Origin of the sequence: Desulfuromonas sp. KJ2020, assembly GCF_024197615.1 — a bacterium.
Classification (GTDB): domain Bacteria; phylum Desulfobacterota; class Desulfuromonadia; order Desulfuromonadales; family SZUA-540; genus SZUA-540.
Window position 1 is genome coordinate 1,185,703 of the sequence record NZ_JAKUKE010000001.1, and the last position, 25,766, is coordinate 1,211,468.

Below are 25,766 nucleotides of genomic sequence, written 5' to 3' on the forward strand. Positions count from 1 at the left end.
CGGCCCTGGAGGGCCGTTTCTTTTTTTCGGACCGGGTGGAAATCCATCCGGTCTGTTGTCGTTTTTTCGCCACCATTCTGTGCGCTTGGAACTCCCCGTCCCTGGCTGTCACTGGCATCGGGCGCGGCGGGGATGTTGAGGGATTATGCTCGTCCAGCTGTTAACCCACACGCCTGAACCGGAACAGGTGGTCGCCGCGGCGGCCCGCCTGTGCTATTCGGCCTCCTCCGTGGCCGAGCTGATGGAGAAGAGCCGCCACGACCGCGACGGTCTGCTGCGAAAAATCCTCTCCCTCGGTCACTTCTCGGTCCTTGAGCACGTGTCCTTCACCTTTGGCGTGGAGGGCATCAGTCGTGCCTGCTCCCACCAGCTCGTCCGCCACCGCCTGGCCTCCTACTCCCAGCAGAGTCAGCGCTACGTGTCCCAAGAAAAGCGCTTCGACGCCGTCACGCCGGCGACCATTGCCGCCAACCCCGAACTGTGCCAGCGTTACGAGGCCCTGCTGGCAGAGACGCATCAGGTCTATTGCGAGCTGCTGGCCGCGGGTATCCCGGCCGAGGACGCGCGTTTCGTGTTGCCCAACGCGGCGGAAACCAAGATCGTGCTGACCATGAACGCTCGCGAGCTGCTGCACTTTTTCGAGCTGCGCTGCTGCCGTCGAGCCCAGTGGGAGATTCGGCTTATGGCTATCGACATGCTGCGGCTCGCCCGCCGGGCCGCCCCGCTGCTCTTTGCCAAGGCCGGGCCGGGCTGCCTGCAGGGTCCCTGTCCCGAAGGGAGCATGACCTGCGGCGAGATCACAGCCGTTCGCCAGGAATTCGAAGCCCTGTAACCCCCGCGGCCCGGGGCCTGTCATCACGCAAGGGCTGTCAGGATACGATGTTTACCAAACTCGAAGAAGTGGTCGATCGATTTCAGGAAGTGGAGGGGCTGCTCTCCGATCCTTCCGTCATGGCCAATCAGGAGAAATTTCGCCAGCTCACCAAGGAGCACGCCGATCTTTCCGAGCTGGTCGAAGTCTATCGCGAATACAAGAAGGTGACCGAGGAGATCGAGGGGAACCGCGAGCTCTTGCGGGACGCCGATACCGACCTGCGGGAGATGGCCCAGGCCGAACTGCCTGAACTGGAAGAACGGCGCGAGGCTCTGGACCAGCAGCTGATGGTTCTGCTGTTGCCCAAGGACCCCCGGGATGACAAGAACGTCATCCTGGAGATTCGCGCCGGTACGGGCGGCGACGAGGCGGCGCTTTTTGCCGGCGACCTTTTCCGCATGTACTGCCGCTATGCCGACGAAAAAGGCTGGCGGGTGGAAATCATGAGCGACAGCGAGTCGGAAGCCGGTGGCTTCAAGGAAGTTATCGCCATGATCAGCGGCCAGCGCGTCTATTCGCGCCTCAAGTATGAGAGCGGGACCCACCGCGTACAGCGGGTGCCCGAAACGGAGGCCCAGGGGCGCATTCATACCTCCGCCTGTACGGTGGCAGTGCTGCCGGAAGCCGAGGATGTCGATCTCGACATCGATCCCAGCGATCTGCGCATCGACGTTTATCGCGCCTCCGGGGCGGGCGGGCAGCACGTCAACAAGACGGAATCGGCCGTGCGTATCACCCACATTCCCACGGGGGTGGTGGTTGCCTGTCAGGACGAGAAGTCCCAGCACAAGAACAAGGCCAAGGCCATGAAAGTGCTCAAATCGCGGATTCTTGACGCCATGCAGGCCGAGCAGGATGCCAAAATGGCGGCGGATCGCAAGAGTCAGGTCGGCAGCGGCGACCGCAGTGAGCGCATCCGTACCTACAATTTTCCGCAAGGGCGCTGCACCGATCACCGCATCGGTCTCACCCTCTATCGCCTGGACGCCATCATGCAGGGCGATCTCGACGAGATTGTTGATGCCCTCAGCGCCCACTACCAGGCGGCAGGCATGGCCAACCAGGAGGGCTGATCTTGTCCGAGACCTGGACGGTGCTCAAGGTGCTGCAGTGGACGGCGAACTATCTGCAGCAGGCGGGTGTGGATAACGGACGTCTTGACGGCGAACTGCTTCTGGCCGCCACACTGGGGCTGGACCGGGTTGGTTTGTATCTCAATTACGATCGGCCTATGGAGCCGGCAGAGCTGGAAGGTTTCCGTGAGTTCGTCAAGCGGCGGGCCCGGCGCGAACCCCTGCAGTACATTCTGGGCACAACCGAGTTCTGGTCGCTGCCTTTCAAGGTGACGCCGGCGGTGCTTATCCCCCGGCCCGATACTGAGATCCTGGTGGAAGAGGCCCTGAAAAGGGCCGACGACGCCCCTTCGATTCTCGATGTGGGTACCGGCAGCGGCGCCATCGCCGTGGCCCTGGCCCATGAGTTGCCGGCCGCCCAGGTGGTGGCGGTGGACTGCAGCCCCGAGGCGCTGGCTGTCGCCCGGGGCAATGCCACCCTCAACGGAGTGGACGGTCGCATATCCTTTCAGGAGGGCGACCTTTTTGCCCTGGAGTCCGCTGAGTACGATTTGGTGCTCTCCAATCCGCCCTATATTCCGGTGGCGGATATCCCAACCCTGATGCCGGAGGTGCGGGATCATGAGCCCCGGGGCGCCCTCGTCGGCGGGGAGGACGGTCTCGAGGCCTATCGGGCTCTGGCCCGGCAGGCGCCGACCTTGCTCAGGGCACAGGGCTGGTTGCTGGTGGAAGTCGGTATCGGTCAGGCCGAGGCGGTCGCCGAGCTGCTGGAGACCGCAGGTCTGGGCCATATTGCGGTGCGCGCCGACTACGCCGGCATCCCCAGGGTGGTCGCCGGCCAAAAACCTTAAGCATTTTCACCGTGCGCCGCCTGTCGGCTGGCGGGATATCAACAGGGACGGAAACGGACGTTGCAGAAAATTATTATTGAAGGAGGCCAGCGCCTCAAAGGGGAAGTTCAGGTCAGCGGCGCCAAAAATGCGGCGCTCCCCCTGCTGTTTGCTACCCTGCTGACAGGTGGAACACACCGGGTCGGCAATGTGCCCGATCTGCGGGACATCGATACGGTGGAAAAACTGCTGTCGATTCTCGGCGCCAGAGTCAGTCGCCAGAACGGTACTTTCGTCGTCGATTCTTCAGCAATCCAGAGCGAGGAGGCCCCCTATGACCTGGTGCGCACCATGCGTGCCTCGGTGCTGGTGCTGGGCCCTCTGCTGGCCCGCTTCGGCCACGCCCGGGTCAGCCTCCCCGGCGGCTGCGCCATCGGCGCCCGCCCGATCAACCTGCATCTCAAGGGCTTTGAGGCCATGGGGGCCCAGATCACCCTCGATCACGGCTATGTCGAGGCGCGGGCCAAAAAGCTCAAAGGGGCGCGCATCTATCTCGACAGCCCCACCGTAGGCGGCACCGAAAACCTGATTATGGCGGCTGCGCTGGCCAAGGGCACCACGGTCATCGAAAATGCGGCCCGTGAGCCGGAAATCGTCGATCTGGCCCAAGCCCTCATCGCCATGGGTGCCCGCATTGACGGGGCCGGCAGTGACACGGTGACCATCGAGGGGGTCGATGAGCTGCGGCCCATGGATTACCAGGTCATGCCCGACCGCATTGAAGCAGGCACCTTTTTGGTGGCGGCTGCCATGACGCGGGGGGACGTCCGTGTGATCGGGGCGCAGGCCGACCATCTCGAAGGGGTGCTCAGCAAACTGCGCGAGGCGGGGGTCGAGATTATGGAAGAGGAGGGCGCCTTGCGGGCGCGGGGGCCGCGCCGGCTGCAGCCCATCCAGATCAAAACCCGGCCCTATCCGGGTTTCCCCACGGATATGCAGGCCCAGTTCATGGCCATGATGGCTATCTCCGAGGGTACCAGCGTCGTGGTGGAGAATGTCTTTGAGAACCGCTTCATGCACGTCTGCGAATTGCAGCGCATGGGCGCGGATATCGCCATCGAGGGGCACACGGCCACGATTCGCGGCTGCCGAACCCTCAAGGGCGCACCGGTTATGGCCACCGATCTGCGGGCCAGCGCCTCTCTCGTGCTGGCCGGCCTGGCGGCGGAAAACACCACGGAAGTCTCCCGCATCTATCATCTGGATCGCGGTTACGAGGGGATCGAGGCCAAGCTGCGATTGCTGGGGGCCCGCATCGATCGGGTGCCGGCTTAGCGGACGGCCTTGCTGGCCATACTTTTTCAAGACAGGGTTGATTATGAGCGACACCATCACCTTTGCCCTGCCCAAAGGGCGCATCATGAAAGACTCCATGGCCCTTTTCTCCCAGATCGGCATTACTTGCCCGGAGATGGAGGAGGGGAGCCGCAAGCTGATTTTCGAGAACCGGGAGAGTCGTTTCCGGTTCATGGCCGTGCGGGCGACAGACGTTCCCACCTACGTGGAATATGGCTGCGCTGATGTCGGTGTGGTCGGCAAGGACACCCTGCTGGAGCAGGGTAAAGACCTTTACGAGCCCCTTGATCTCAAATTTGGCTACTGCCGTATGGTGGTGGCAGAACCGAAGGAGCTGCAGCGGGAGGACGATCCGGCCAACTGGTCCAATATCCGGGTGGCCACCAAGTATCCCAATATCACCGAGCGCTATTTCGCTTCCAAGGGGGTGCAGGTCGAACTGATCAAGCTCTACGGCTCCATCGAACTGGCGCCCCTGGTGGGATTGTCCGAACGCATTGTCGACCTGGTCTCTACCGGCGCGACGCTGCGCGAGAACGGTATGGTCGAGGTGGAGACCATCACCGAGGTCACCACCCGCCTCATCGTCAACCGCGCCAGCCTCAAGACCAAGCACCAGCGCATTACGCAGATTATCGAAGGACTGGAGAAAATCATCGGCGACGAAGCCCGCATTTCGCTGTAAACCTTGAAGGCCTGGCAGGAGAGTTAAGCATGCAGATGTTGCGATTCAGCGATGCCGATTTCAAGGCATCCTTCCAAGCCATTCTTGACCGGGGCGAGTCGACCCAGGCGGATGTCGAAAAGGTCGTGGCCGACATCATTGCCGATGTCCGTCAGCGTGGGGATAAGGCGCTGTTCGACTACACGTCCCGCTTTGACCGTCTGGAGTTGAGCGCGGCCACCCTGGAGGTGAGCCCGGAAGAGATCGAGGCGGCCATGGCGTCCGTCAGCGCCGAGTCCCTGCGGGCGCTGCAGCTGGCGACGGAGCGCATCGCCGCTTTCCACCGCAAGCAGAAGACGGAGACCTGGCTCTCCACCGAAGAGGAGGACGTCCTCCTCGGACAGATGGTGCGGCCTCTGGACCGGGTGGGGATTTACGTTCCCGGCGGCAAGGCGGCGTATCCATCCTCGGTGCTGATGAATGCCGTGCCCGCCAAGGTGGCCGGCGTGGCTGAGGTCATCATGGTCGTGCCTATGCCGGGCGGGGAGGTAAACCCCCATGTGCTGGCGGCGGCCAAGCTGGCCGGCGTCGATCGCATCTTCAAGGTCGGCGGCGCCCAGGCCGTGGCGGCCCTGGCCTACGGGACCGAAACGGTTCCCCGCGTCGACAAGATCACCGGGCCGGGCAACATCTATGTGGCCACGGCCAAGCGTCAGGTTTTCGGACGAGTCGATATCGACATGATCGCCGGGCCCAGCGAGATTCTGGTCATCAACGACGGTTCGGGCGACCCGGCCCATATCGCCGCCGATCTCCTCTCCCAGGCTGAACACGACGAACTGGCCTCCTCCATCCTCATCACCACGGATGACGCTTTTGCCGGCCGTGTGCGCGATGAGGTGGAAGCCCAATTGCGCCAGCTCTCCCGCGAGTCCATCGCCCGCCGGTCCATCGACGACTTCGGGGCCATCATCCTGGCGGAGACCCTGCAGGAAGCCATCGATTTCAGCAACCGCATCGCCCCGGAGCATCTGGAGTTGGCCGTCGACAATCCCTTCGAGATTCTCCCTCGCATCCGTCATGCCGGGGCGATCTTTCTCGGCCATCACACCCCCGAGGCCGCCGGCGATTACCTGGCCGGTCCCAACCACACCCTGCCCACCGGCGGGACCGCCCGCTTCTTTTCTCCCCTGGGGGTGGACGATTTCGTCAAGAAGTCGAGCCTGGTGGCCTTCTCCCGGCAGGGGTTGCAGCGCCTGGGTCAGGAAATCGTTCATATCGCCGAACTTGAAGGGCTGCAGGCCCACGCCCGTTCGGTCTCCATCCGTCTGAAGTCATAGGGAGTTACCCATGTCTCGACCAGCCAGTATCGACCGCCAGACCAAGGAAACGCAGATTCAGCTGAGCCTGGAAATCGATGGGAAGGGGCAGAGTCAGATCGCCACCCCCGTCCCCTTTCTCGACCACATGCTGACCCTGTTTGCCCGCCACGGCTTTTTTGACCTGCGCGTGGCGGCCCAAGGGGATATCGAGATCGATGCCCACCACACGGTGGAGGATCTCGGCATCTGCCTGGGTGAGGCTTTTAAAAAGGCCCTTGGCGACAAGGCGGGCGTCCGCCGCTTCGGGCGCGGCACCATGCCCATGCATGAGGCCCTCGCTTCGGTCATCATTGATTTCTCCGGACGCCCTTTCCTTGTGTTCAATGTGGACATGCCCAAGGCCCAGATCGGCAACTTCGAGACCGAACTGGTGGAGGAATTTTTCGTCGCCTTCTGCAATCACGCCGGTGCCAACGTCCATATCAACCTGGCCTATGGCGACAATCTGCATCACATCATCGAGGCGATCTTCAAGGCCTTTGGCCGGGCTGTCGATGAAGCCACCCAACTGGACCCCCGCATCGAAGGGGTCCTCTCGACCAAGGGGAAGCTCGAGTAACATGAGCCAGCTCGTCATTATCGATTACGGCATGGGCAATCTGCGTTCGGCCCAGAAGGGGTTCGAAAAGGTTGGGTTCGCCGCTAAGGTGAGCGCCGACCCCGCCGACATCGCCCGCGCCGACAAGGTGGTGCTGCCGGGAGTGGGTGCCTTTCGCGATTGCATGACCAACCTGCAGGAAGGAGGCTTTGTCGAGCCGCTGCTGGCGCATGTCGCCGCCGGCAAGCCGATGCTCGGCATCTGCGTTGGCCTGCAGCTCCTCTTCAGCGAAAGCGAGGAATTCGGTCGTCATCAGGGGCTCGGAATCATCCCGGGGAAGGTGGTGCGCTTTCCCGCCGGCATGCGGGAAGGGGGAGAAGAACTCAAGGTGCCCCACATGGGCTGGAACAGCCTGTCCTTCACCCGCGAAGCACCTCTGTTCAAGGGGATCGAAGCGGGGAGTTACGTCTACTTCGTCCACTCCTACTATGGCGTCCCCGACGACACCGCCGTGGTGACGGCAGAGTCGACCTACGGGGACGTGACCTTCTGTGCCGCCCTCAGGAAGGACAACGTCATGGCCACCCAGTTCCACCCGGAGAAGAGCCAGCAGGTGGGGCTGCAGATTCTGCAGAATTTCGGGGAGATGTAAGATCGGCCTCGCGCCCGCTCCTCGCAGTCGCTAGAGCTCGCGGAGGACACAGAGAAAGACCAGGACTTTTCTTTTCTCATTCCTTTGGGCGCTTTTAACAGATTGTAAAAGGATATTTGCATGCTCGTCATACCCGCTATCGATTTGAAGGAAGGCCGCTGTGTTCGTCTCGAACAGGGCCTCATGGACAAGGATACCGTCTACAGCGACGATCCGGCCGCTCAGGCTCTCATCTGGCAGGAGCAGGGGGGAGAGTTGCTGCATCTCGTCGATCTCGACGGCGCTTTTGCCGGCGTGCCTCGCAACCGCGACGCCATTCGGGCCATTGTCGAGGCGGTAAGCATTCCCACCGAGCTGGGGGGTGGCATTCGGGACATGGCCACTATTGAAGCCTACATCGACCTCGGTATCGACCGCGTGATTCTGGGGACGGTGGCCAAGGAAAATCCGGCCCTGGTCGGCGAAGCCTGCCGCTCTTTTCCCGGCAAAATCGTGGTGGGGATCGACGCCAAAGACGGCCTCGTGGCCGTTCGGGGCTGGGCCGATATCACCGAAAAGCGGGCCAGCGATCTCGCCCGCGAGATGGAGGATTTCGGGGTGGCAGCCATCATCTACACCGACATCGCTCGCGACGGCATGATGCAGGGGCCCAACATCGAGGCCACCCGGCAGCTGGCTGAATCGATCTCCATCCCGGTGATCGCCTCCGGCGGGGTGTCCCGGCTGCAGGATATCGAGAACCTCATGGCGATCGAAGCCTCGGGGGTGACGGGCGTCATCACCGGCAAGGCCATCTATACCGGCGCTCTCGACCTGCGGCAGGCCGTGGCGCTGACCCGCGGTCGCGCTTAAAAAGAACGCCGCTGCCCTTGTAAAGGGCCGGAATCGTACTTATCTTGGATGAAATGGATCCGCTATGCTGAGCAAACGCATCATTCCCTGCCTGGACGTCAAGGACGGCCGCGTCGTCAAAGGGGTGCAATTTCTGGAGCTGCGCGATGCCGGTGACCCGGTGGAGGCGGCCGAAGCCTACGATGCGCAGGGGGCCGACGAGCTGACCTTTCTCGATATCACCGCCTCCAGCGACAAGCGCAATATCATCCTCGACGTGGTGGCCCGCACCGCCGAGCGGGTTTTCATGCCCTTGACCGTGGGCGGCGGCGTGCGCGAGATCGCCGATATCCGCAACCTGCTCAACGCCGGCGCCGACAAGGTGTCCATCAACACGGCGGCGGTGCACCGGCCCGAATTTGTACGGGAAGCCGCCGAACGGTTTGGCTCCCAGTGTATCGTGGTGGCCATCGATGCCCGCCGTGTCGACAGCGCCGAGGGCATGAAATGGGAAGTCTTTACCCACGGCGGCCGTCACGGCACGGGGATCGACGCCGTGGAGTGGGCGGCCCGCATGCAAGCCTATGGCGCCGGGGAGATTCTGCTGACCTCCATGGACAAGGATGGTACCAAGGACGGCTATGATATCCCCCTGACCCGGACCATCAGCGACCGCGTGAGCATCCCGGTCATCGCCTCCGGCGGCGTCGGCACTCTCGAACATATCCGCGAGGGGCTCGTCGAAGGGGGCGCCAGCGCCGCTCTGGCGGCGAGCATCTTCCACTTTCGCGAGTACACCATCGCCGAATGCAAGGAGTATCTGCGCGAACACGGGGTGCCCGTGCGTTTGTAACCCAAATCATCTCTCGCCCGCTCCTTGCCGTCGCTAGAGCTCGCAGGGCACACAGAGCGGGAATGCTTTTCTCCGTGGCCTCTGCGTGCTCAAGGGAGCGCAGCGAACGGGCGCGAGGCCGATTTTAAGGATTGGAAACATGTCCCTTTCATCTCAGCTGAAATTTGACGCCCACGGCCTGCTCCCCGCCATCACCCGCGACGCGGCGACCGGCGAGGTGCTCATGCTGGCTTACATGAATGCCGAAGCGGTGGACCTTACTGTCAAGACCAGCAAGGTTCACTACTATTCCCGTTCGCGGCAGAAGTTGTGGATGAAAGGCGAGAGCTCCGGGCATGTGCAGACGGTGCGGGAGATCCGCTTCGACTGTGACGCCGACTGCCTGCTGATCACCGTCGAACAGGAAGGGGCGGCCTGTCATACCGGCCATCACTCCTGCTTCCACCGTATCTTCGCGGAGGGCGAGGTGCGCACCGACGGGGAGAAAGAGGTGGATGCCACCGCCCTCTATGCCAGGCAGGACATTCTCGACGCGGTTTATCACGTGATTCAGGAGCGTCGACAGAATCCATCGGAGAAGTCCTACGTCGCCTCGCTCTTTGCCAAGGGGCTCGATAAGATTCTCGGCAAGATCGGCGAAGAAGCCACCGAAACCGCCGTGGCCGGCAAGGGCGGCGACCGGGACGAAGTCGTTTACGAAGTGGCCGATCTCTTTTTTCACACCCTGATTCTGCTGGGCTACTACGACCTGCCGCCGGAGAGGATCTATCAGGAACTGCGGCGTCGCTTCGGGCTGAGCGGCATCGAAGAGAAGGAAAGCCGGGACAAATAAGCTGAAAGCATCTCGCGCCCGTTCGCTTCGCTCCCTTGAGCTCGCGGAGAACACAGAGTTTAGTCCCATATTAATACCAATTCTTTTCGATGGTCTTTCTTCCGCGTCCTTTGCGCTCTCTCGCGACGGCAAGGAGCGGGCGCGGGGCCGATTCGAACTTAAAAAGGAACTGATGCCATGAGTCTGCAGGAACAATTGAACACCGCCATGAAGGACGCCATGAGGGCCAAGGACAGTCTGCGCCTCAATACCATCCGCATGATCCGCACCGCCATCAAAAACCGCGAGATCGACGAGCGCAAGGAACTCGACGATCAGGGGGTGATCACCGTGCTGTCGACGGTGGTAAAGCAGCGGCGCGAATCGGCCCAGGTCTACCGCGAGAACGGCCGACCCGAACTGGCCGAGAAGGAAGAGCAGGAACTCGCCGTGGTCATGGAGTTTCTCCCTTCCCAGCTTAGCGACGACGAGCTCAAGGCGCTGATCGAGGAAGCGGTGACCGAGGTGGGCGCGGCCTCCATGAAGGACATGGGCAAGGTCATGAAAGTGGTGGCGGCGAAAACGACCGGGCGCGCCGACGGCAAGGTTGTCAGCGAGCTGGTCAAGGCGCGCCTTTCGGCCTGAGCCGGAGTCGACGGGCCGGCGGAGTCATAGAATGAACATTGTCGACATCGCCATTCTGGTTATCCTGGCCGGGTTTACCCTCAAGGGCCTGCTGCGCGGACTGTTGAAGGAACTGTGCTCCCTGCTCGGCCTGGTCGCCGGTGCCCTGTTCGCCCTCTATTTCCATGCGCCCCTGGCCGAGCTGCTGGTGGAGTCCTTCCGGTTTCCGCTCAAGCTGGCTGTCGGCATCGCTTACGTCGTCCTGTTTGTGGTCTGCCTGCTCTTTTTCGCGTTGCTGGGTTACCTGCTCTCCCGCTTCGTCAAGCTCGTCTTCCTGGGCGGGGTGAACCGGGTCGCCGGCGGTTTTTTCGGTCTCATGCAAGGAGGAGTCTTGCTGGCCATCGGTCTGTTCGCCCTGAGTATCGGGCCGCTGCCCGCCACCCTCGGCCCCATGCTCAAGGACTCCCAGCTGGCACCTCCCTTCGTCCGGCTGGGGCAGGTTGTTTTTGAGGAGAGTCGGGATTTTTATTCGTCCCGCTCCTGAAAGTCTACCCCTGAAGTAAAGGTGGTACGCGGTGACGAAGAAGATTGGTGATGACTGAAGAAACCCTGCGGGTGCTGGAATATGACAAAGTCAGGCAGCTGCTGGCCGCGCAGTCCCTCACCGTACCGGGCCGGCGACTGCTCGAAGCGCTGCAGCCTCTCGATGAGGCCGGCGTGGTTCGCACGGCCCTGGAGGAAGTCAGTGAGATGGTCGGGCTGCTCGATGAGCGGGGGCGCCCTCCTCTGGGCGGTTGTCGCGACCTGCAGCCCTGTCTGAACCAGCTGCGCACCGAAGGGACCTGGCTGCTGCCGGAAGTCCTGCTGGATATTCGCTCCACCCTCGAGGCCACCGTCGCCTGCCGGGGATATTTCGCCGACGGGGAAAAAGGGCTGCGGCTTGCGGTTCTGGCCGCGGATCTGCAAGGCTGCCGGGACCTCTATGAGGAGTTGCGTCGCAGCATCGGCCTGCGGGGCGAGATCCTCGGCAGCGCCTCCTTCGAGCTGGGCACCCTGCGTCAGGATATGCTGCAGGTGCGGACCCGCATCAAGCGGGCGCTGGAGGGTCTGCTCACCTCGGACCGGCTCGCTGGCGTCTTTCAGGACCAGCTCATCACCGAGCGTCATGGGCGCTATGTGCTGCCGGTCAAGGCGGATCATCGCGGGCGGGTCAAGGGCTTCGTTCACGACGAATCGGCCAGCGGACAGACCCTGTTCATCGAACCGACCTCGGTGCTGGAGGCGAACAACGAACTGCAGACCCTGCAACGGGAAGAAAAACGCGAGGAAGAGCGGATTCTGCGTCGTCTGGCCGATGCCGTGCGGCGGCACGCCGATGTTCTGCGGGAAAATCAGCGGATACTCGCGCATCTCGATGGCAGGACGGCAGCGGCCCGGTTGTCGCTGCTCATGGAAGGCGTTGCCCCCGAACTGGCGGAAACGCCCGTGCTGGAGCTGCGGCAGGCGCGGCATCCTCTCCTGCTATTTCATGCCGATGGCAGTCGGCGGGAAAAGGGGGCCGTCCCTGTCGATGTGCGGCTGGGTCGCCAGCGTAGCGCCCTGATTATCAGTGGACCGAATACCGGCGGCAAGACGGTGGCTCTTAAGACCGCCGGACTGCTGCTGCTGATGGTGAAGTCGGGCCTGCATGTGCCCTGTCACCCTGACAGCCAGGTTTACCTGTTCCGCCATGTCTTTGCCGACATTGGTGATGAACAGAGCATAGAGTCAGACCTCTCCACCTTCTCCGGGCACTTGCAGCGGGTCCGGCGCCTGCTGGAGCAGGCCGATGACGATTCGCTGGTGCTCCTTGACGAGGCCGGCACGGGGACGGACCCGGCGGAAGGTGGCGCCCTGGCGCTGGCCGTGCTGGACACCCTGCGCCAGCGGGGAACCCGGGTTCTGGTGACCACGCATCTCAATGTCGTCAAGCACTACGCCTGGCAGCGGCCCGATGTGGAAAACGCCTCGGTGGAGTTCGACCGCCAGACCCTGCGGCCAACCTACCGGCTGCACTACGGCATGCCGGGGGCGAGCAGCGCTTTTACCATCGCGCGCTGTCTTGGCCTGCCCGAGGACGTACTGCAGCGCGCCGAATCCTATCTCGGCGCCAAAGAGCGCGAAGGGGAGCAGCAGCTGGAAGCTCTCAATCGGCTCAGCCATAACCTGGAGCAGGAGCGGGCGGAGCTCGGGTCCCTGCGGGCCGCCGCCGAGCAGGACCGGGAGAAACGCCGCCGCCTGCTGGCCGAACTGGAAGCGCAAAAGCGGGGTATCATCGAAAAGACCACGCGGCGGGCGGAGCAGAAAGCCAAAGAGGCCGAGCGCCAGCTCAGGGCGATTCTGAAAGAGGCCCGTGGCGCCGGGGTGGATGCCCGCGCCCAGGCCGAGTTGAACCGCCAGCTGCGCGAGGTTAAAGAGGACCTGGGCCAGGCGGCTCCGCCACCGGCTGCCGGCGCTGCCCCTAAACAGGTGGAGGTCGGCGAAATGCTGCGTATCCCGGCGCTGGCGACCGAAGGTTTGGTGGTCCGAGCCCTGGAGGGGGAGGCGGAACTGAGCGTGCAGGGGAAGAAGCTCCGCCTGCCTCTGGCACAGCTGGAAGCGTTCAGTCCGCGCCGTTTTGAGGAAAAGCAGGCCAAAAAGAGCAAGATTCAAAGCCGGGTGGAGCGCGATCGCTTTTCTGCCCGGCTGCTGCTGGTGGGTCAGCGGGCCGAGGAAGCCCTTATTGCCCTGGATCGCTTTGTCGATGACGCCTTGCTGCAGGGCGTACGCGAGGTGGAGATCGTCCATGGCAGCGGCACTGGCATCTTGCGCCGGGTCGTGCGGGATTTTCTCGCCGGGCATCGCGGCGTGCAGGCCTTTCGCGGCGGCGACTTGGCCCAGGGCGGCGATAATGTGACCCTTGTCGAGTTGAGACGCTGATGCACGGTCGCATACCGGAAGACAAGATTCAGGAGATCCGCGACCGCAATGACATTGTGGAGGTCGTCTCCTCCTATCTGCCGCTGAAAGCGGCGGGACCCAACAACTTTGGCCTCTGCCCCTTTCACAGCGAGAAGTCGCCGTCCTTCAACGTCAATGCGGCGCGGCAGACTTTTCACTGCTTCGGGTGCGGCGTATCCGGCAACGTCTTCTCTTTCCTCATGCGCATGGAGGGGCTCTCCTTTGTCGAGGCCGTGCGGCGCCTGGGTGAGCGGGTGGGGGTCCAGCTCGAACGGGAGAACCTGTCGCCGGAAGAAAAGCAGCGCCGGCGGCAGCAGATCCTCTACTACCGCATTAACGAGGCCGCCTGCGACTTCTTTCACGCCAACCTCATGCGGTCCGAGGAGGCCAGGGCGGCCCGGGAGTATCTCAAGAAGAGAGGATACGGGCACGAGATCGCGCGTGAGTTTCGTCTCGGCTACGCGCTGGACCGCTGGGACGGGTTGACCCGCGCCCTGGCGGAAAAGGGTTTTGACCCCAAGGATATTCAGACCCTTGGCCTGACGCGGCCCGGTCAGCAGGGGCGGGGGGATTATGACCTCTTCCGCGGGCGGCTCATCTTTCCCATTCTCGACCTGCATGGGCAGGTGCAGGCCTTCGGGGGGAGGGTGCTCGGGGATGAACTGCCCAAGTATCTGAATTCGCCCGAATCGCCGATCTACCATAAGGCGCGTATTCTCTATGGTCTCTACCAGGGCCGGGAAGAGATGCGGCGCAGCGGCGAAGCGATCGTGGTCGAGGGCTACTTCGATCAGTTGGCCCTGCACCGCGCCGGTTTTCCGCAGGCGGTGGCGACCTGCGGCACTGCCCTGACAGAAGAGCATGCCCGGCTGCTCAAGCGTTACGCCAAAAAGGCCCTGCTCCTTTTCGATCAGGATGAGGCCGGCCGGCGGGCCACCTTCAAGGCCATGGATGTGCTGCAGGCGGCCGGACTGCCCGCCGCCGTTATTGCCCTGGATGAGGGGGATGACCCCGACTCCTTTCTGGCGGGAAAAGGGGCAGAGTCCTTTCGGAGCCGATTGCAGGCCGCCCGTCCGGTCCTGGAAGTCTTCATCGATGACGCCCTGGCCCGGCACGGGGGCAGCGTCGAAGGGCAGGCGAAGGCGGTGGAGGAAATCGCCGCCAAGCTGCGGGCCCTGACGGATGACATCGAGCGCAGTCTCTATATCCGGATGGTGGCGCAAAAGGTTGGCTTGGACGAGAGCCTGTTGCAGACGAAGGTGTCGGGACGCCGGCCGGCAGCGCCGTCGCCTCGGCAGGAAACACGGCCCAAACGGACGACTGCCTCGCCGCCTTCGGCGCCGGCCGCCGGTCTGCGGGCCCAGATGATGCTTCTCTACCTGTTGGTGCGTGAACCGCGGGCCCAGGAACGTGTAAAAGAGGAGGGAGTTGAAAATCTCTTTTTAGATGCGAATATAAAGGAACTTGCCGAAAAAATTCTGACCCTGCCCTCCCAGGAAACCGCGTCGGCCGAAAGTCTGTTATCCCTGGCTGTCGATGGCGTTCAGCAAGATATTGTGCAGGGGGTTTTACGCGAAGATGCCGCCGCTTTTGCCGAGGAGGCGGAAGCTATTTTTGTCGATTGTCGCCAGGCCGTGGCCAAGGAGAGGCTCCGGCGGCGCAAACAGGAGCTTCATCAGCTCATCCAGAGAGCTGAAAGTAGCGGAGATCTGCTGGAGATGGCCAGGCTGCAGGCAGAGCTCATGCAGGTGAACCGTCAACTGAAATAAAAAATGTTTCGATAATAGAAATAAATCCACCAGGCCCCGTCAGGCAGGGGCAAGAGGAGAAGAGGTTCAATGGCGAAAAAAACCGCAATGGAAGAAGTTCAGAATCTGATCGATCTGGGCAAGGAAAAGGGCTTTCTCACCTATGACGAGGTGAACGATTCCCTTCCAGCCGATCTCATTTCGTCCGATCAGCTTGAAGATGTCATGAGCATGTTCGGGGAGATGGATATCGCCGTGGTCGATTCCGACAAAAAGGTATCCCTTTCCGACGAGCGGGGCATGGACGAGGAGGGCGGCGATGACGAGGAGGAAGAGGAGTCCGAGTTCGAGGCCGGCGTCCTTGGCCGTACCAGCGACCCTGTCCGCATGTACCTGCGTGAAATGGGGCAGGTCTCGCTGTTGACCCGCGAAGGGGAGGTCGAGATCGCCAAGCGCATCGAAGAAGGGGAAGCCCTGGTGACCAGTGTCATCATGAAGACTCCCATCGCCTTCAAGGAGATCATCGGCTTGGGCGACCGCCTGGCCAAGGGGCAGATCAGCGTCGCCGAGATCACCAAGGACTACGAGGAAGAAGAGGGGAGCGAAGAGGAAGAAAAGCATCGCCTGCGCATCCTCGCCCTGGTCGACCAGATCCGCGAGCTTGACACCCAGTTCATGGAGGCCCGCGAACGTCTCGCCGGGGAAGTCACCAAGGAAGAGAAAAAGGCGCTGGAGAAACAGACCAAGGAACTCAAGACCCAGATTTCCGAGCTGATGCGTCAGATCCGCCTCAAAGATTTCCAGGTGGCCAAGATTGTCGACACCCTCAAGGACCTGGCGGAGCAGGTTAAAAAGGGAATGATCGAGGTCAGGGCCTGCGAAGAGGAGCTGAAGCTCCCCCACAAGGATATCAAGCGGCTGCTGCGCCGCATGCGCAAGAGCGACGAAGATGCTCTCAAGGTCTCCGAAGAACTCAAAACCCCCATCGACAGCCTGCTGGTGGTGGAAAAGCGCCTCAAGAGCGCCCAGCGCAAGTTCAAACGGGTGCAGGAAGAGTCCGGCTTTGCGCCGGAAGAGCTGCTGGAGTCCCTGAAAGAGCTGCAGAAGGGGGAATGGCGGGCCAAGGCCGCCAAGACGGAGCTGGTGGAAGCCAACCTGCGTCTGGTCGTCTCTATCGCCAAGAAGTACACCAACCGCGGCCTGCAGTTCCTCGACCTCATCCAGGAGGGAAATATCGGCCTCATGAAGGCGGTGGACAAGTTCGAATACCAGCGCGGCTATAAATTCTCCACGTACGCCACCTGGTGGATCCGGCAGGCCATCACCCGGGCCATTGCTGATCAGGCGCGCACCATCCGCATTCCGGTGCATATGATCGAGACCATCAACAAGCTGATCCGTACCAGCCGTCAGCTTGTCCAGGAGATGGGACGCGAGCCGACGCCGGAAGAGATCGCCGAGCGTATGGACCTGCCCCTGGAAAAAGTTCGCCGCGTCCTGAAGATCGCCAAGGAGCCCATCTCCCTGGAGACTCCCATCGGCGAGGAGGAAGACTCCTCCCTGGGGGATTTCATCGAGGACAAGGGGGTTGTCTCCCCTCTCGAAGCGGTCATCAAGGGGAACCTTTCCGACCAGACCTCCCGGGTTCTTTCCACCCTGACTCCGCGTGAAGAGAAAGTCCTGCGCATGCGCTTCGGCATCGGCGAAAAATCGGACCATACCCTGGAGGAAGTCGGCCAGGATTTCGCCGTGACCCGCGAGCGTATCCGGCAGATCGAAGCCAAGGCTCTGCGCAAGCTCCGTCATCCCAGCCGCTCCAAGCGCCTGAAGAGTTTTGTGGAGTTCTAGGTGAAAAAAAGGAAAATGGCCTTGACACACATGAGTCCAGGCCATAAACTAGGCGCTTGTTCAATGCAACGGGCCTATAGCTCAGTTGGTAGAGCCACCGGCTCATAACCGGTTGGTCCCAGGTTCGAATCCTGGTGGGCCCACCAACAAGGAAGCGCATGAGACGAACGCTCATATTGCATATACAACAGACAGAAAAAGCAAAACCATAAGTTCCCAGGAGTGCAACCAGACCCAGAGTTGCACTCTTTTTTTTGGTATTCAAACGTAACAAGCGGAGCATGAAGAAAGAACAGATCGTTCGCATACAGGATCTCGTCGGCCTGATCCATGCCCTCTACCCTGCGGCCTTGGCCGAGGACTGGGATAACGTCGGGCTGCAGGTCGGGGATCCGGCGGCCGCGGTGAAGACCGCCCTGATCTGCCTGGATCCCACGGAAAGGGCCCTGACCGCCGCCCGCTCGGCGGGAGCCCAGGCCATCATCTCCCACCATCCGCTCATCTTTCGCCCCCTTAAAAATATCCAGCCCACCGACGAAACGGGCCGCATCCTCTATCAGGCCATCCGTGACGGCATCTCCGTCTTCAGTGCGCATACCAACCTCGACCGGGGGCGTGACGGCCTCAACGACTGGCTTGCCCAGGCCCTGCAGTTGACGCAGGTGGTTCCCCTGGCTTTGGGCGGCAACCTGGTCAAGCTGGTGGTTTTTGTGCCCCGTGGCCACGAAGAGGTGGTCGCGGAGGCTCTCTTTGCGGCCGGGGCCGGGCAGGTCGGTCGTTATGACCGCGTCTCTTTCCGCAGTGCCGGGCAGGGGAGTTTTCGTCCGGGGCCCGACGCCCAGCCTTTCATCGGCGCCATCGGCGAGACCGAGCGGGTCGACGAGCTGCGGCTGGAAGTCATTCTGCCACGGGAGGCGGTGGACAAAGCGGTCAGCAAGATGATCAAAGCTCATCCCTACGAAGAGGTGGCCTATGATCTTATCCCGCTGCTCAACAGCCCGTCGGATATCGGCCTGGGCCGCCTTGGGCGCCTGTCTGAACCGACCCCCCTCGCGGACTTCGCCGCGCGCGTCAAACAGGCTCTCCGACTCTCGTCCCTGCGCATCGTCGGTGGCGCGGATCACCGTGTTGCCAAGGTCGCGGTGTGTGGTGGCAGCGGGGCTTCCCTGCTTAACGAGGCCAAGCGCCAGGGGGCAGATGTGCTGGTAACGGGTGATGTGAAGTATCATGAGGCGCGCCAGGCCGAAAGTCAGAATTTAGCCCTCATTGACGCCGGCCACTTCGCCACCGAACGGCTTATGGTGCCGAACCTGGCGAGGGTGCTCAAAGAGGAAGCGACCAAGAGAAAACTGCAAATCGAATTCATAGAAATGGAAGGGGAGGGGGATCCGTTTACCGCGGTCTGACTCCCCTTTCCTGTTTCAACCGTTTCGCCGTCAAGCAACAACCTGAAAGTTTCAACCGGGAGGTAAGGAAGGTGCAAGAAAAGATGGAAAAGCTCAGAGATCTGCAGGGACTGGATCAGGAACTCATCGGTATTCGCCATAAGCGTCAGACGCTCGAAAACGAGCAGCAGGCTCTTGGCGAGGACCTGGCCCGCATCCAGGCCATGGTGGACAAACTCGACGGCGATATCGACGCCCTCAAGGGGGAGCGGGCTGCCCTGCAGCAGGCCCTCGCCCAGGAACAGGACAACGTGCAGAAGGCGGAGAGTCGCCTGCCGGCCATCAAGACCCAGAAGGAGTATGTGGCTGTCCTCAAGGAGGTCGATACCGCCAAGAAGATGAACAAGGAACTTCTCGACAGCATTCAGCGCAAGGACGCCGAGATTGACGTGCTCGCCAAGGATCGCGAGGAAAAGGCCGACGAACTGGGTGCCTTGCAGGAGAAAGCCAGCGCCCGCAACGCCGAAATCGATGCCGCCATGGCCGAGTTCGACAGTACCCTCGAAGAAAAAGGAGGGCAGCGGGAGGCCTTGCTCAAGGAACTCTCCACCACTGTGCGCAAGCGCTATCAGATGCTGCTTGAGCGGCGGGGCGGTATCGCCGTCGTCGAGGCCCGCAACGAGACCTGCCTTGGCTGCAACATGCATCTGCCGCCGCAGCTTTTCAACAACCTGTTCACGGCCAACGAGATCCAGAGCTGTCCCCACTGCAATCGCCTCCTGTACGTCATGCCCCGCTGACCTCTTGTCTTTTCGGGCAAAGACATCGATAATGGCACACGGCTGGAGAAGGACAGATGATCGCTGGCCCCTTCGGGGGCGGGAGGAAAGTCCGGGCTCCGCAGGGCAGGATGGTCCCTAACGGGGACCGGGGGCGACCCCAGGGAAAGTGCCACAGAGAGGAGACCGCCCGTTCGCGTTTCGGCGCAGACGGGTAAGGGTGAAAGGGTGAGGTAAGAGCTCACCAGTTCCGGCGGTGACGTCGGAAGCTCGGTAAACCCCATCCGGAGCAAGACCAAATAGGGGAGCGTTTGAGGGCGGCCCGTCCGAAGCTCCCGGGTTCGGTTGCTTGAGGCTGTCGGCAACGGCAGCCCTAGAGGAATGATCATCACCCCGTCGCGGGGAACCGCGGCGAGGAACAGAACCCGGCTTACGGCCTTCTCCAGCCAACTTTTTTGCGCAAACGGCACGCCCTTTTTCCGGCCGTGCCGTTTGCCGTTTTCAGGATGCCGATGACCTCTTGCCCCGAGATTTTTTACCGCTGGTCCCGCATTGTCGACACCGTGGGGGTAGAATTTCTGCAGTTGTCCCCCCAGGAACGGGACTGGATGGATCACCGTCTGCGAAGCATCGGGCTTCTGCAGGAGCAGCTCCAGACTCTTTTTCTCAAAGCCGGCGGGGATAACTGCTGCGCTGATTGCCTGGGGGCCTGCTGTGACTGTGGCAAAAATCACCTGACCCTGGTCAACCTGCTGGGGCTTCTGCAGGCAGGAGTGCCGATCCCCCGGCCTGATTTTACAGCGCCCTGCCCCTTTTTGGGCCTGTCCGGCTGCCTGCTGCCGGCGAGCTTTCGCCCCTTCAATTGTGTCACCTTCAATTGCGAACGGGTCGAGAACCGCATGACGCCCGCGGAGCGGGAAGAGTTTTACGACATTGAAAGGCGCCTGCGCCAGCTCTATACTGAATTCGACGCGCGCTACGCCGGCGCCGGGTTAAGCGGCCTGTTCATCCGGCAGGAGCGTTTGGCCGGCCAGGCTTTTCTGGCCCGCAAGTCCGCCTAGCCGGTTCGGGCGATTATTTTTCAGGCCTTATCGGGCCGAGGAGGGATACCTATGGATTTGCATTTCAGCCGCTCCAACGGCGAGGTGGACGAGATGATCGACGATTTGCTCCGCCGGGTCGACGTGCATCACCCGGGGCTGGTTCGCGAGATGATTCTCAGCTCTCTAATGGCCGGTCAGGAGACCGATTACCTGGCCGACCTCAAACTCATGCGCACCACCATGAAGGAGATGCGCTATACCAACAAGGTCTTTGGGCCCTATCGCCAGCGCAAGAAGGTGACCATCTTCGGCTCGGCCCGCACCGAGCCCAGCGAGCCCATCTATCAGAAGTGCGTCGAATTCTCCCGGCGTCTGGCCGAGCTCGGCTACATGGTCATCACCGGCGGCGGGGGCGGCATCATGCAGGCCGGCAATGAAGGCGCCGGAGCGGATAACTCCTTCGCCGTCAATATTCGCCTTCCTTTCGAGCAGGACACCAACCCGGTGATGGAGAACAGCAAAAATGTCATCACCTACAAATATTTTTTCAACCGCAAGGTGGCTTTCCTGAAGGAAGCGCAGGCGGTGGCCCTCTTCCCCGGCGGTTTTGGCACCCTCGACGAGGCCATGGAGACCCTGACCCTGGTGCAGACGGGCAAGAACCCTCCCATTCCCCTGGTGCTCATCGATGACGATAATGGGGATTACTGGGAGCACTGGTTTCAGTTCATAAAAAAAATTCTGCTCAAACGCGGCCTGATTTCCGGCGAAGATTTCAGTCTGTTCACTATCACCCGGGACGTCGAAGAAGCGGTGCAGGTCATTGACGAATTCTACCGGGTCTACCATTCCAGTCGCTTCGTCAAGGAGACCCTGATTATTCGCCTGAACAAGGCCCTCAGCGAAGAGCAGGTCGCCACGCTGCAGAGCGAGTTCAGCGAGATCATCGAACCCGGCAGCTCTCTGCGCTTGACCGAGGCTTTTCCGGAGGAAAAGGACGAGCCGGATCTCCTCGGTCTGCCGCGTCTGGCCTTCGAATTCAACCGGCGTAGCTTCGGTCTGCTCAAAGCCTTCATCCGCCGTATCAATTCCTTCTGATCCTTCCGTTCCCCGGCCCCAGAGGCGTTCCTATCGCCTTTGGGGCTCTTCTTTTGCCAAAATCCGTTCATCCGTTATACTGAAAAAGTTTTCCGACGCGTTGAGGTCGCCCGTCACGAGGAATGGAGGCGATCGGCGCGAGGCCCTTCTTTGTCCTGACGCATGTCTAAAACCCATCAAGGAGGAAAATCGGTATGAAAAAGCTGTCCGTGTGGATTCTTGCCCTGGCGCTGCTGGTCTTCGCCGGGGGCGATGCCCTGGCCATCCAGTATGTCACCATCGGCACCGGTGGAGTCACCGGAGTCTACTACCCTACGGGGGGCGCCATCAGCAAGTTGATCAACAAGAAACGCAAAGAATACAATCTGCGCATGACCGTCGAATCTACCGGCGGTTCGGTTTTCAACGTCAACGCCCTGATGAACGGTGATATCGAGATGGGAGTCGTCCAGTCGGACCTGCAGTGGCAGGCCTACAATGGCAAGGGGGAGTGGGAAGGCAAGCCCCAGGAAAAATTGCGGGCCATGTTCGCCATCCATCCCGAGGCGGTGACCATTCTGGCTGCGGATGACAAGAACATCCGCTCTGTGGCCGACCTCAAAGGCAAAATCGTCAATATCGGCGCGCCGGGCACCGGCCAGCGTGTCAATGCCATGGACTTCTTCCAGGCGGCCGGCATCGATGTGGACAAGGATCTCAAGGCCGAAGGGATCAAGCCGTCCGAAGCGGCCAGCATGCTGCAGGATGGCCGCATCGACGCCTTCTTCTACACGGTCGGCCACCCCAACGGCTCGATCAAGGAGGCCGTCGCCGGCGCCCGCAAGGTCAACTTCGTGCCCGTTGATGAGGCCCTGGTGGCCAAGCTCACCGCCGACCAGCCCTACTATGCCCCGGCGATGATTCCGGTGGCGCCCTATCCCGGCGTCGTCAACAAGGAGGACGTGCCCACCTTCGGCGTCAAAGCCACCATCTGCACCTCCGCCGATGTGCCGGCAGACATCATCTACACCATCACCAAGGAAGTCTTCGAGAATATCGACGAACTGCGCGACCTGCATCCGGCTTTGAGCGTACTGACCCGGGAGAATATGCTGCAGGGGCTGTCGGCGCCTCTTCATCCGGGGGCCGAAAAGTATTTCAAGGAAGTCGGTCTGGTGAAGTAACCGTTGCGGCCGGAGCCTGGCGAACCCAGGTTCCGGCCGGCTTATACCCGCAGAGAGGATGATGGATATCTCTAATCATGAGCGAGTGAATCTATGACGGAAACTCCCCAGGACGTTCGTGACGAAGGCCTGGCCGCGGCCCAGCGCATGAAGGAGGAGGAAGAGCTTGGCCTGCGCCGTCTGCAGGGGTGGACCCGCTATCTGGTGCCGGCCATCGCCTTGGCCTGGTCCCTTTTTCAGCTCTCCCTGTCGAGCTGGCTGCTGCTCGATTCCACCTATATCCGTGCCATTCACCTGGCTTTCGCCATGGCCATCGTTTTTCTGTCCTATCCGACCTTTCGCCGCGACATCCACCTGCCCGGGTTGCGTTGGCTGGGAGAAAAGCACAAGATTCCCATCGCCGATTTTATTATCGCCCTGCTGGCCACCCTGGCGGCGCTCTACATCGCTCTCGATTACGAGGGTATCGCCAATCGGGTAGGACGTCCCAGCCAGCGGGACATGGTAGTCGGCATCTTCCTGGTCATCATTCTGCTGGAGGCGGCGCGCCGCGTGATCGGGCCGGCCCTGCCGGTGATCGCCTCGGTCTTTACCGCCTATGTCTTTTTCGGGCAGTACATGCCCGACTTCCTCGCGTTCAAAGGGGTCAGCGTTTCCCGCTATGTCAGCCAGATTTCCCTCACCACCGAAGGGATCTACGGTATCCCGCTGAGCGTGTCAGCCCGCATCGTCTTTCTTTTTGTGCTCTTCGGCGCCATGCTGGAAAAAGCGGGAGCCGGCAAGTTCTTCATCGATCTCGCCATGAGCCTGCTCGGCCGCTACAAAGGGGGGCCGGCCAAGGCGGCTGTTTTGGCCAGCGGCCTCACGGGCATCGTCTCCGGTTCCAGTATCGCCAACGTCGTCACGACCGGCACCTTCACCATTCCCCTAATGAAGAAAGTCGGCTACCCGGCCAAAAAGGCGGCGGCCATCGAGGTGGCCGTATCGACCAATGGCCAGCTGATGCCGCCCATTATGGGAGCAGCCGCTTTCATTATTGCCGAGTACGTCAACATCTCCTATCTCGAAGTCTGCAAGGCCGCGGCGGTACCTGCCTTTGCCTCCTACGCCGCCCTGTTCTGGCTGACCCATCTGGAGGCCGGCAAGTTGGGCATGCGCGGGCTGAGTAAAGAGGAACTACCGGTCTTCTTTCAGATTCTGCGTCAGGGATTGCACTACCTCATCCCCATCTTCATGCTCCTCTATGAGCTCATCATCCCGAGGCATTCCCCCGATCTGGCTGCCTTTCGAGCTATCCTGGTGCTGATGGTTATCATGCTCTTCCAGCGTGCTATCGGCCGTCGTAAGTATGGCATCAGCTTCGGGCAGGGGGTCAAGCTCGGCGTTCTGGAAATTCTGGGGGGGATGGTCTCCGGCGCCCGCAACATGGTCAGCGTGGCCGTCGCCACCGCCGCTGCCGGCATCATTGTCGGCGTCGTGACCATGGGACTTGGCGGTCTGATTACCGACATCATTGACACCCTGAGTATGGGCAATCTCATCCTGATGCTGCTGATCACCGCTGTGGCTAGCCTCATCCTGGGCATGGGCTTGCCGACCACGGCCAACTACATCGTCATGGCCTCCTTGACGGCCCCCGCCCTGGTGACAATCGCCGAATGGCAGGGTTTCGAAGTACCTTTGATCGCCGCCCATCTTTTTGTCTTCTATTTCGGCATTCTGGCCGACGACACGCCGCCTGTCGGGCTGGCTGCCTATGCCGCCAGTGCTATTGCCAAATCCGATCCCATCCCGACGGGACTGCAGGGGTTCATGTACGACATCCGTACAGCGATCCTCCCCTTTATGTTCATCTTCAACACCGACATGCTGCTGATCGGGGTGGATGGCATCGGTCTTTCCCTCTACATTTTCGGTATGACCTGCGTCGGCATGTTTGCCTTCGCCTCGGCCACCCAGGGTTGGTTTCTGGTCCGGACCCGCTGGTATGAGATCATCCTGCTGCTCGGCGTGGCTCTCATCATGTTCCGTCCCGGCTTCTTCGCCGGCTTTGTCGGCATCAGCAACCATTACCTCAGTTATCTCGTGGGCCTGGCCCTGTGGGGAGGAATTTTTGCTCTGCAGAAGATGCGCGTCAATAATGACCGGCCAGCGGGTAAGGAGGCGTTATGATTCCCCAGTACAAAACCATCCTTTATGCGACAGACCTGACCTCCAATGCGACGACGGCGTTTCGCCACGCGGTCGGTATTGCCCGCTGTCACAATGCCCGCATTCACCTGCTGCACGTGATGCCCGAGATGGAACCGGCGGTGCTCAACTATGTTTCCACCGTCATGGGAGAGGATAAACTGGCTGATTTCGAACTGGAACACAAGCAGGAGGTTAGCGAGACGATCCGCCAGCAGCTGCAGGCCTTTGCCGAAGAGGAACTGGCCGACCACCCGGAAGACCTGGCGCGGATCGCCGCTATCGAAATTCATCACGGCCATGCCGTGGGGCTAATCCTCGAAATATCGGACCGCATTGAGGCCGATCTGGTGGTACTGGGGAGCCATGGCAAGGGGGCGCTCAAGTACACTTTTTTGGGGAGCGTGGCCGAGAAGGTGCTGCGCAAGTCACGGCGACCCGTGCTGGTGGTACCGCTTGACCACCCGCATGATTAGAAATGCCGCCGTACCTTGCCAAGAGGGAATTTGGCGCTAGTATGTAATTCTGCCGGCAAAAAATACAGGTTCCTTAAATGAAAACGAGGGTAGAGCGATGATCCGTTCAGAAGCACTGGTCGATTATGAAAAGTTTCGCAGCGCCAAAGTGGCCATCTTCGTCGATATCGGCGATACGGGCCGCTCTTACGAAACCATGGCCCGCCATCGCGAGGCCATTGAACGTCTGGCAGGGATGTTTGGCGCCCGCATCCTGCTGGTAGAGCAGAAGAAGCTCCTGTGCGATGCCATTGTGGAGAGTGACTATGCCGATGCCTGGATTCTGCTGGTGTCCGATGGTCCCAACCGTTCCATGACGACTAAAAAGAATCCCCAGCGGATCAATGTCGATGCCAAAGCCCCCTGGGAAGGGTGCGCCTTCAAGGAACTGGTCCGCCAGGTCAAGGAGTCGACCCGCATTCTGGAAGACATGACGGATTACTACAGCCGTTTTACCGCCGCCTCTTCCCGTCTGGGCCTAACCTCCGTGCAGACCAGCCCGAACTAGCTTTACCACCCTCCGAGCTTCC

At 61.3% G+C, this 25,766-nt stretch carries 24 protein-coding genes, 1 tRNA gene and 1 other RNA gene; all 26 read left to right on the forward strand.

What is annotated here, in order from left to right; all coding sequences use genetic code 11:
• Positions 1 to 145 precede the first annotated feature (145 nt).
• The 26 genes from thyX to MJO47_RS05580 all read left to right on the forward strand — a co-directional run bounded on the left by thyX (position 146) and on the right by MJO47_RS05580 (position 25,744).
• Positions 146 to 832 (forward strand): FAD-dependent thymidylate synthase, encoded by a 687-nt coding sequence (thyX, locus tag MJO47_RS05455; protein WP_253960103.1) that lies wholly within the window; start codon positions 146 to 148, stop codon positions 830 to 832.
• 47 nt (positions 833 to 879) lie between these two features.
• Positions 880 to 1,947 carry a peptide chain release factor 1 gene (prfA, locus tag MJO47_RS05460; RefSeq protein WP_253960104.1) on the forward strand — a complete coding sequence of 356 codons (1,068 nt, stop codon included), beginning with the start codon at positions 880 to 882 and terminating at the stop codon, positions 1,945 to 1,947.
• 2 nt (positions 1,948 to 1,949) lie between these two features.
• Positions 1,950 to 2,798, forward strand: coding sequence for a peptide chain release factor N(5)-glutamine methyltransferase (gene prmC, locus MJO47_RS05465; RefSeq protein ID WP_253960105.1), 849 nt, complete (start codon positions 1,950 to 1,952; stop codon positions 2,796 to 2,798).
• Between the two features lie 60 nt (positions 2,799 to 2,858).
• Positions 2,859 to 4,112, forward strand: coding sequence for a UDP-N-acetylglucosamine 1-carboxyvinyltransferase (murA, locus tag MJO47_RS05470; RefSeq protein WP_253960106.1), 1,254 nt, complete (start codon positions 2,859 to 2,861; stop codon positions 4,110 to 4,112).
• A 43-nt stretch (positions 4,113 to 4,155) separates the two neighbouring features.
• Complete coding sequence (hisG, locus tag MJO47_RS05475) at positions 4,156 to 4,818, forward strand: ATP phosphoribosyltransferase (protein ID WP_155874959.1); 663 nt, start codon at positions 4,156 to 4,158, stop codon at positions 4,816 to 4,818.
• 29 nt (positions 4,819 to 4,847) lie between these two features.
• On the forward strand, positions 4,848 to 6,137 hold the full coding sequence (gene hisD / locus MJO47_RS05480; RefSeq protein ID WP_253960107.1) for a histidinol dehydrogenase: 1,290 nt from the start codon (positions 4,848 to 4,850) through the stop codon (positions 6,135 to 6,137).
• A 10-nt stretch (positions 6,138 to 6,147) separates the two neighbouring features.
• Complete coding sequence (hisB, locus tag MJO47_RS05485) at positions 6,148 to 6,738, forward strand: imidazoleglycerol-phosphate dehydratase HisB (protein ID WP_253960108.1); 591 nt, start codon at positions 6,148 to 6,150, stop codon at positions 6,736 to 6,738.
• A 1-nt stretch (position 6,739) separates the two neighbouring features.
• Positions 6,740 to 7,369 carry an imidazole glycerol phosphate synthase subunit HisH gene (gene hisH / locus MJO47_RS05490; protein WP_253960109.1) on the forward strand — a complete coding sequence of 210 codons (630 nt, stop codon included), beginning with the start codon at positions 6,740 to 6,742 and terminating at the stop codon, positions 7,367 to 7,369.
• Between the two features lie 120 nt (positions 7,370 to 7,489).
• Positions 7,490 to 8,221 carry a 1-(5-phosphoribosyl)-5-[(5-phosphoribosylamino)methylideneamino]imidazole-4-carboxamide isomerase gene (gene hisA / locus MJO47_RS05495; protein WP_253960110.1) on the forward strand — a complete coding sequence of 244 codons (732 nt, stop codon included), beginning with the start codon at positions 7,490 to 7,492 and terminating at the stop codon, positions 8,219 to 8,221.
• 64 nt (positions 8,222 to 8,285) lie between these two features.
• Positions 8,286 to 9,053 (forward strand): imidazole glycerol phosphate synthase subunit HisF, encoded by a 768-nt coding sequence (gene hisF / locus MJO47_RS05500; protein WP_253960111.1) that lies wholly within the window; start codon positions 8,286 to 8,288, stop codon positions 9,051 to 9,053.
• Positions 9,054 to 9,192: 139 nt separating this feature from the next.
• A complete protein-coding gene (hisIE, locus tag MJO47_RS05505; RefSeq protein WP_253960112.1) occupies positions 9,193 to 9,885 on the forward strand; it encodes a bifunctional phosphoribosyl-AMP cyclohydrolase/phosphoribosyl-ATP diphosphatase HisIE in 693 nt (230 codons plus the stop codon).
• Between the two features lie 177 nt (positions 9,886 to 10,062).
• Entirely contained in the window at positions 10,063 to 10,509 is a 447-nt protein-coding gene (locus MJO47_RS05510) for a GatB/YqeY domain-containing protein (RefSeq protein ID WP_253960113.1), read from the forward strand.
• A 31-nt stretch (positions 10,510 to 10,540) separates the two neighbouring features.
• The gene (locus tag MJO47_RS05515; protein WP_253960114.1) at positions 10,541 to 11,032 is read left to right on the forward strand and encodes a CvpA family protein; all 492 of its coding nucleotides are present in this window, start codon (positions 10,541 to 10,543) and stop codon (positions 11,030 to 11,032) included.
• Between the two features lie 50 nt (positions 11,033 to 11,082).
• A complete protein-coding gene (locus MJO47_RS05520) occupies positions 11,083 to 13,446 on the forward strand; it encodes an endonuclease MutS2 (RefSeq protein ID WP_253960115.1) in 2,364 nt (787 codons plus the stop codon).
• On the forward strand, positions 13,446 to 15,236 hold the full coding sequence (gene dnaG, locus MJO47_RS05525; protein WP_253960116.1) for a DNA primase: 1,791 nt from the start codon (positions 13,446 to 13,448) through the stop codon (positions 15,234 to 15,236). Before MJO47_RS05520 ends, dnaG begins: the two co-directional genes overlap by 1 nt.
• A gap of 69 nt (positions 15,237 to 15,305) precedes the next feature.
• Positions 15,306 to 17,063: an RNA polymerase sigma factor RpoD gene (gene rpoD / locus MJO47_RS05530; protein WP_253960117.1), complete on the forward strand. Its 1,758-nt coding sequence runs from the start codon at positions 15,306 to 15,308 to the stop codon at positions 17,061 to 17,063.
• 70 nt (positions 17,064 to 17,133) lie between these two features.
• Positions 17,134 to 17,209 (forward strand) — tRNA-Ile (locus MJO47_RS05535).
• A 135-nt stretch (positions 17,210 to 17,344) separates the two neighbouring features.
• Positions 17,345 to 18,469 carry a Nif3-like dinuclear metal center hexameric protein gene (locus MJO47_RS05540; protein ID WP_253960118.1) on the forward strand — a complete coding sequence of 375 codons (1,125 nt, stop codon included), beginning with the start codon at positions 17,345 to 17,347 and terminating at the stop codon, positions 18,467 to 18,469.
• 83 nt (positions 18,470 to 18,552) lie between these two features.
• Positions 18,553 to 19,248, forward strand: coding sequence for a zinc ribbon domain-containing protein (locus tag MJO47_RS05545; protein ID WP_253960119.1), 696 nt, complete (start codon positions 18,553 to 18,555; stop codon positions 19,246 to 19,248).
• Between the two features lie 44 nt (positions 19,249 to 19,292).
• An RNA gene (gene rnpB, locus MJO47_RS05550) (RNase P RNA component class A) lies at positions 19,293 to 19,675 on the forward strand.
• Between the two features lie 64 nt (positions 19,676 to 19,739).
• On the forward strand, positions 19,740 to 20,288 hold the full coding sequence (locus MJO47_RS05555) for a hypothetical protein (RefSeq protein WP_253960120.1): 549 nt from the start codon (positions 19,740 to 19,742) through the stop codon (positions 20,286 to 20,288).
• A gap of 51 nt (positions 20,289 to 20,339) precedes the next feature.
• On the forward strand, positions 20,340 to 21,368 hold the full coding sequence (locus MJO47_RS05560) for a TIGR00730 family Rossman fold protein (protein WP_253960121.1): 1,029 nt from the start codon (positions 20,340 to 20,342) through the stop codon (positions 21,366 to 21,368).
• 194 nt (positions 21,369 to 21,562) lie between these two features.
• Positions 21,563 to 22,531, forward strand: coding sequence for a TAXI family TRAP transporter solute-binding subunit (locus tag MJO47_RS05565; RefSeq protein ID WP_253960122.1), 969 nt, complete (start codon positions 21,563 to 21,565; stop codon positions 22,529 to 22,531).
• A 93-nt stretch (positions 22,532 to 22,624) separates the two neighbouring features.
• Complete coding sequence (locus MJO47_RS05570) at positions 22,625 to 24,703, forward strand: TRAP transporter permease (RefSeq protein ID WP_253960123.1); 2,079 nt, start codon at positions 22,625 to 22,627, stop codon at positions 24,701 to 24,703.
• Complete coding sequence (locus tag MJO47_RS05575; protein ID WP_253960124.1) at positions 24,700 to 25,197, forward strand: universal stress protein; 498 nt, start codon at positions 24,700 to 24,702, stop codon at positions 25,195 to 25,197. Before MJO47_RS05570 ends, MJO47_RS05575 begins: the two co-directional genes overlap by 4 nt.
• Before the next feature lie 97 nt (positions 25,198 to 25,294).
• Positions 25,295 to 25,744: a hypothetical protein gene (locus tag MJO47_RS05580; protein WP_253960125.1), complete on the forward strand. Its 450-nt coding sequence runs from the start codon at positions 25,295 to 25,297 to the stop codon at positions 25,742 to 25,744.
• Positions 25,745 to 25,766: the final 22 nt, after the last annotated feature.

What these genes read in the sequence shown, in the direction of transcription:
- thyX (WP_253960103.1), top strand. Translation starts at nt 146, where the DNA reads ATGCTCGTCCAGCTGTTAACCCACACGCCTGAACCGGAACAGGTGGTC.
- prfA (WP_253960104.1), top strand. Translation starts at nt 880, where the DNA reads ATGTTTACCAAACTCGAAGAAGTGGTCGATCGATTTCAGGAAGTGGAG.
- hisG (WP_155874959.1), top strand. Translation starts at nt 4,156, where the DNA reads ATGAGCGACACCATCACCTTTGCCCTGCCCAAAGGGCGCATCATGAAA.
- hisD (WP_253960107.1), top strand. Translation starts at nt 4,848, where the DNA reads ATGCAGATGTTGCGATTCAGCGATGCCGATTTCAAGGCATCCTTCCAA.
- hisB (WP_253960108.1), top strand. Translation starts at nt 6,148, where the DNA reads ATGTCTCGACCAGCCAGTATCGACCGCCAGACCAAGGAAACGCAGATT.
- hisH (WP_253960109.1), top strand. Translation starts at nt 6,740, where the DNA reads ATGAGCCAGCTCGTCATTATCGATTACGGCATGGGCAATCTGCGTTCG.
- hisA (WP_253960110.1), top strand. Translation starts at nt 7,490, where the DNA reads ATGCTCGTCATACCCGCTATCGATTTGAAGGAAGGCCGCTGTGTTCGT.
- hisF (WP_253960111.1), top strand. Translation starts at nt 8,286, where the DNA reads ATGCTGAGCAAACGCATCATTCCCTGCCTGGACGTCAAGGACGGCCGC.
- hisIE (WP_253960112.1), top strand. Translation starts at nt 9,193, where the DNA reads ATGTCCCTTTCATCTCAGCTGAAATTTGACGCCCACGGCCTGCTCCCC.
- MJO47_RS05510 (WP_253960113.1), top strand. Translation starts at nt 10,063, where the DNA reads ATGAGTCTGCAGGAACAATTGAACACCGCCATGAAGGACGCCATGAGG.
- MJO47_RS05515 (WP_253960114.1), top strand. Translation starts at nt 10,541, where the DNA reads ATGAACATTGTCGACATCGCCATTCTGGTTATCCTGGCCGGGTTTACC.
- MJO47_RS05520 (WP_253960115.1), top strand. Translation starts at nt 11,083, where the DNA reads ATGACTGAAGAAACCCTGCGGGTGCTGGAATATGACAAAGTCAGGCAG.
- dnaG (WP_253960116.1), top strand. Translation starts at nt 13,446, where the DNA reads ATGCACGGTCGCATACCGGAAGACAAGATTCAGGAGATCCGCGACCGC.
- rpoD (WP_253960117.1), top strand. Translation starts at nt 15,306, where the DNA reads ATGGCGAAAAAAACCGCAATGGAAGAAGTTCAGAATCTGATCGATCTG.
- MJO47_RS05540 (WP_253960118.1), top strand. Translation starts at nt 17,345, where the DNA reads ATGAAGAAAGAACAGATCGTTCGCATACAGGATCTCGTCGGCCTGATC.
- MJO47_RS05545 (WP_253960119.1), top strand. Translation starts at nt 18,553, where the DNA reads ATGGAAAAGCTCAGAGATCTGCAGGGACTGGATCAGGAACTCATCGGT.
- MJO47_RS05555 (WP_253960120.1), top strand. Translation starts at nt 19,740, where the DNA reads ATGACCTCTTGCCCCGAGATTTTTTACCGCTGGTCCCGCATTGTCGAC.
- MJO47_RS05560 (WP_253960121.1), top strand. Translation starts at nt 20,340, where the DNA reads ATGGATTTGCATTTCAGCCGCTCCAACGGCGAGGTGGACGAGATGATC.
- MJO47_RS05565 (WP_253960122.1), top strand. Translation starts at nt 21,563, where the DNA reads ATGAAAAAGCTGTCCGTGTGGATTCTTGCCCTGGCGCTGCTGGTCTTC.
- MJO47_RS05570 (WP_253960123.1), top strand. Translation starts at nt 22,625, where the DNA reads ATGACGGAAACTCCCCAGGACGTTCGTGACGAAGGCCTGGCCGCGGCC.
- MJO47_RS05575 (WP_253960124.1), top strand. Translation starts at nt 24,700, where the DNA reads ATGATTCCCCAGTACAAAACCATCCTTTATGCGACAGACCTGACCTCC.
- MJO47_RS05580 (WP_253960125.1), top strand. Translation starts at nt 25,295, where the DNA reads ATGATCCGTTCAGAAGCACTGGTCGATTATGAAAAGTTTCGCAGCGCC.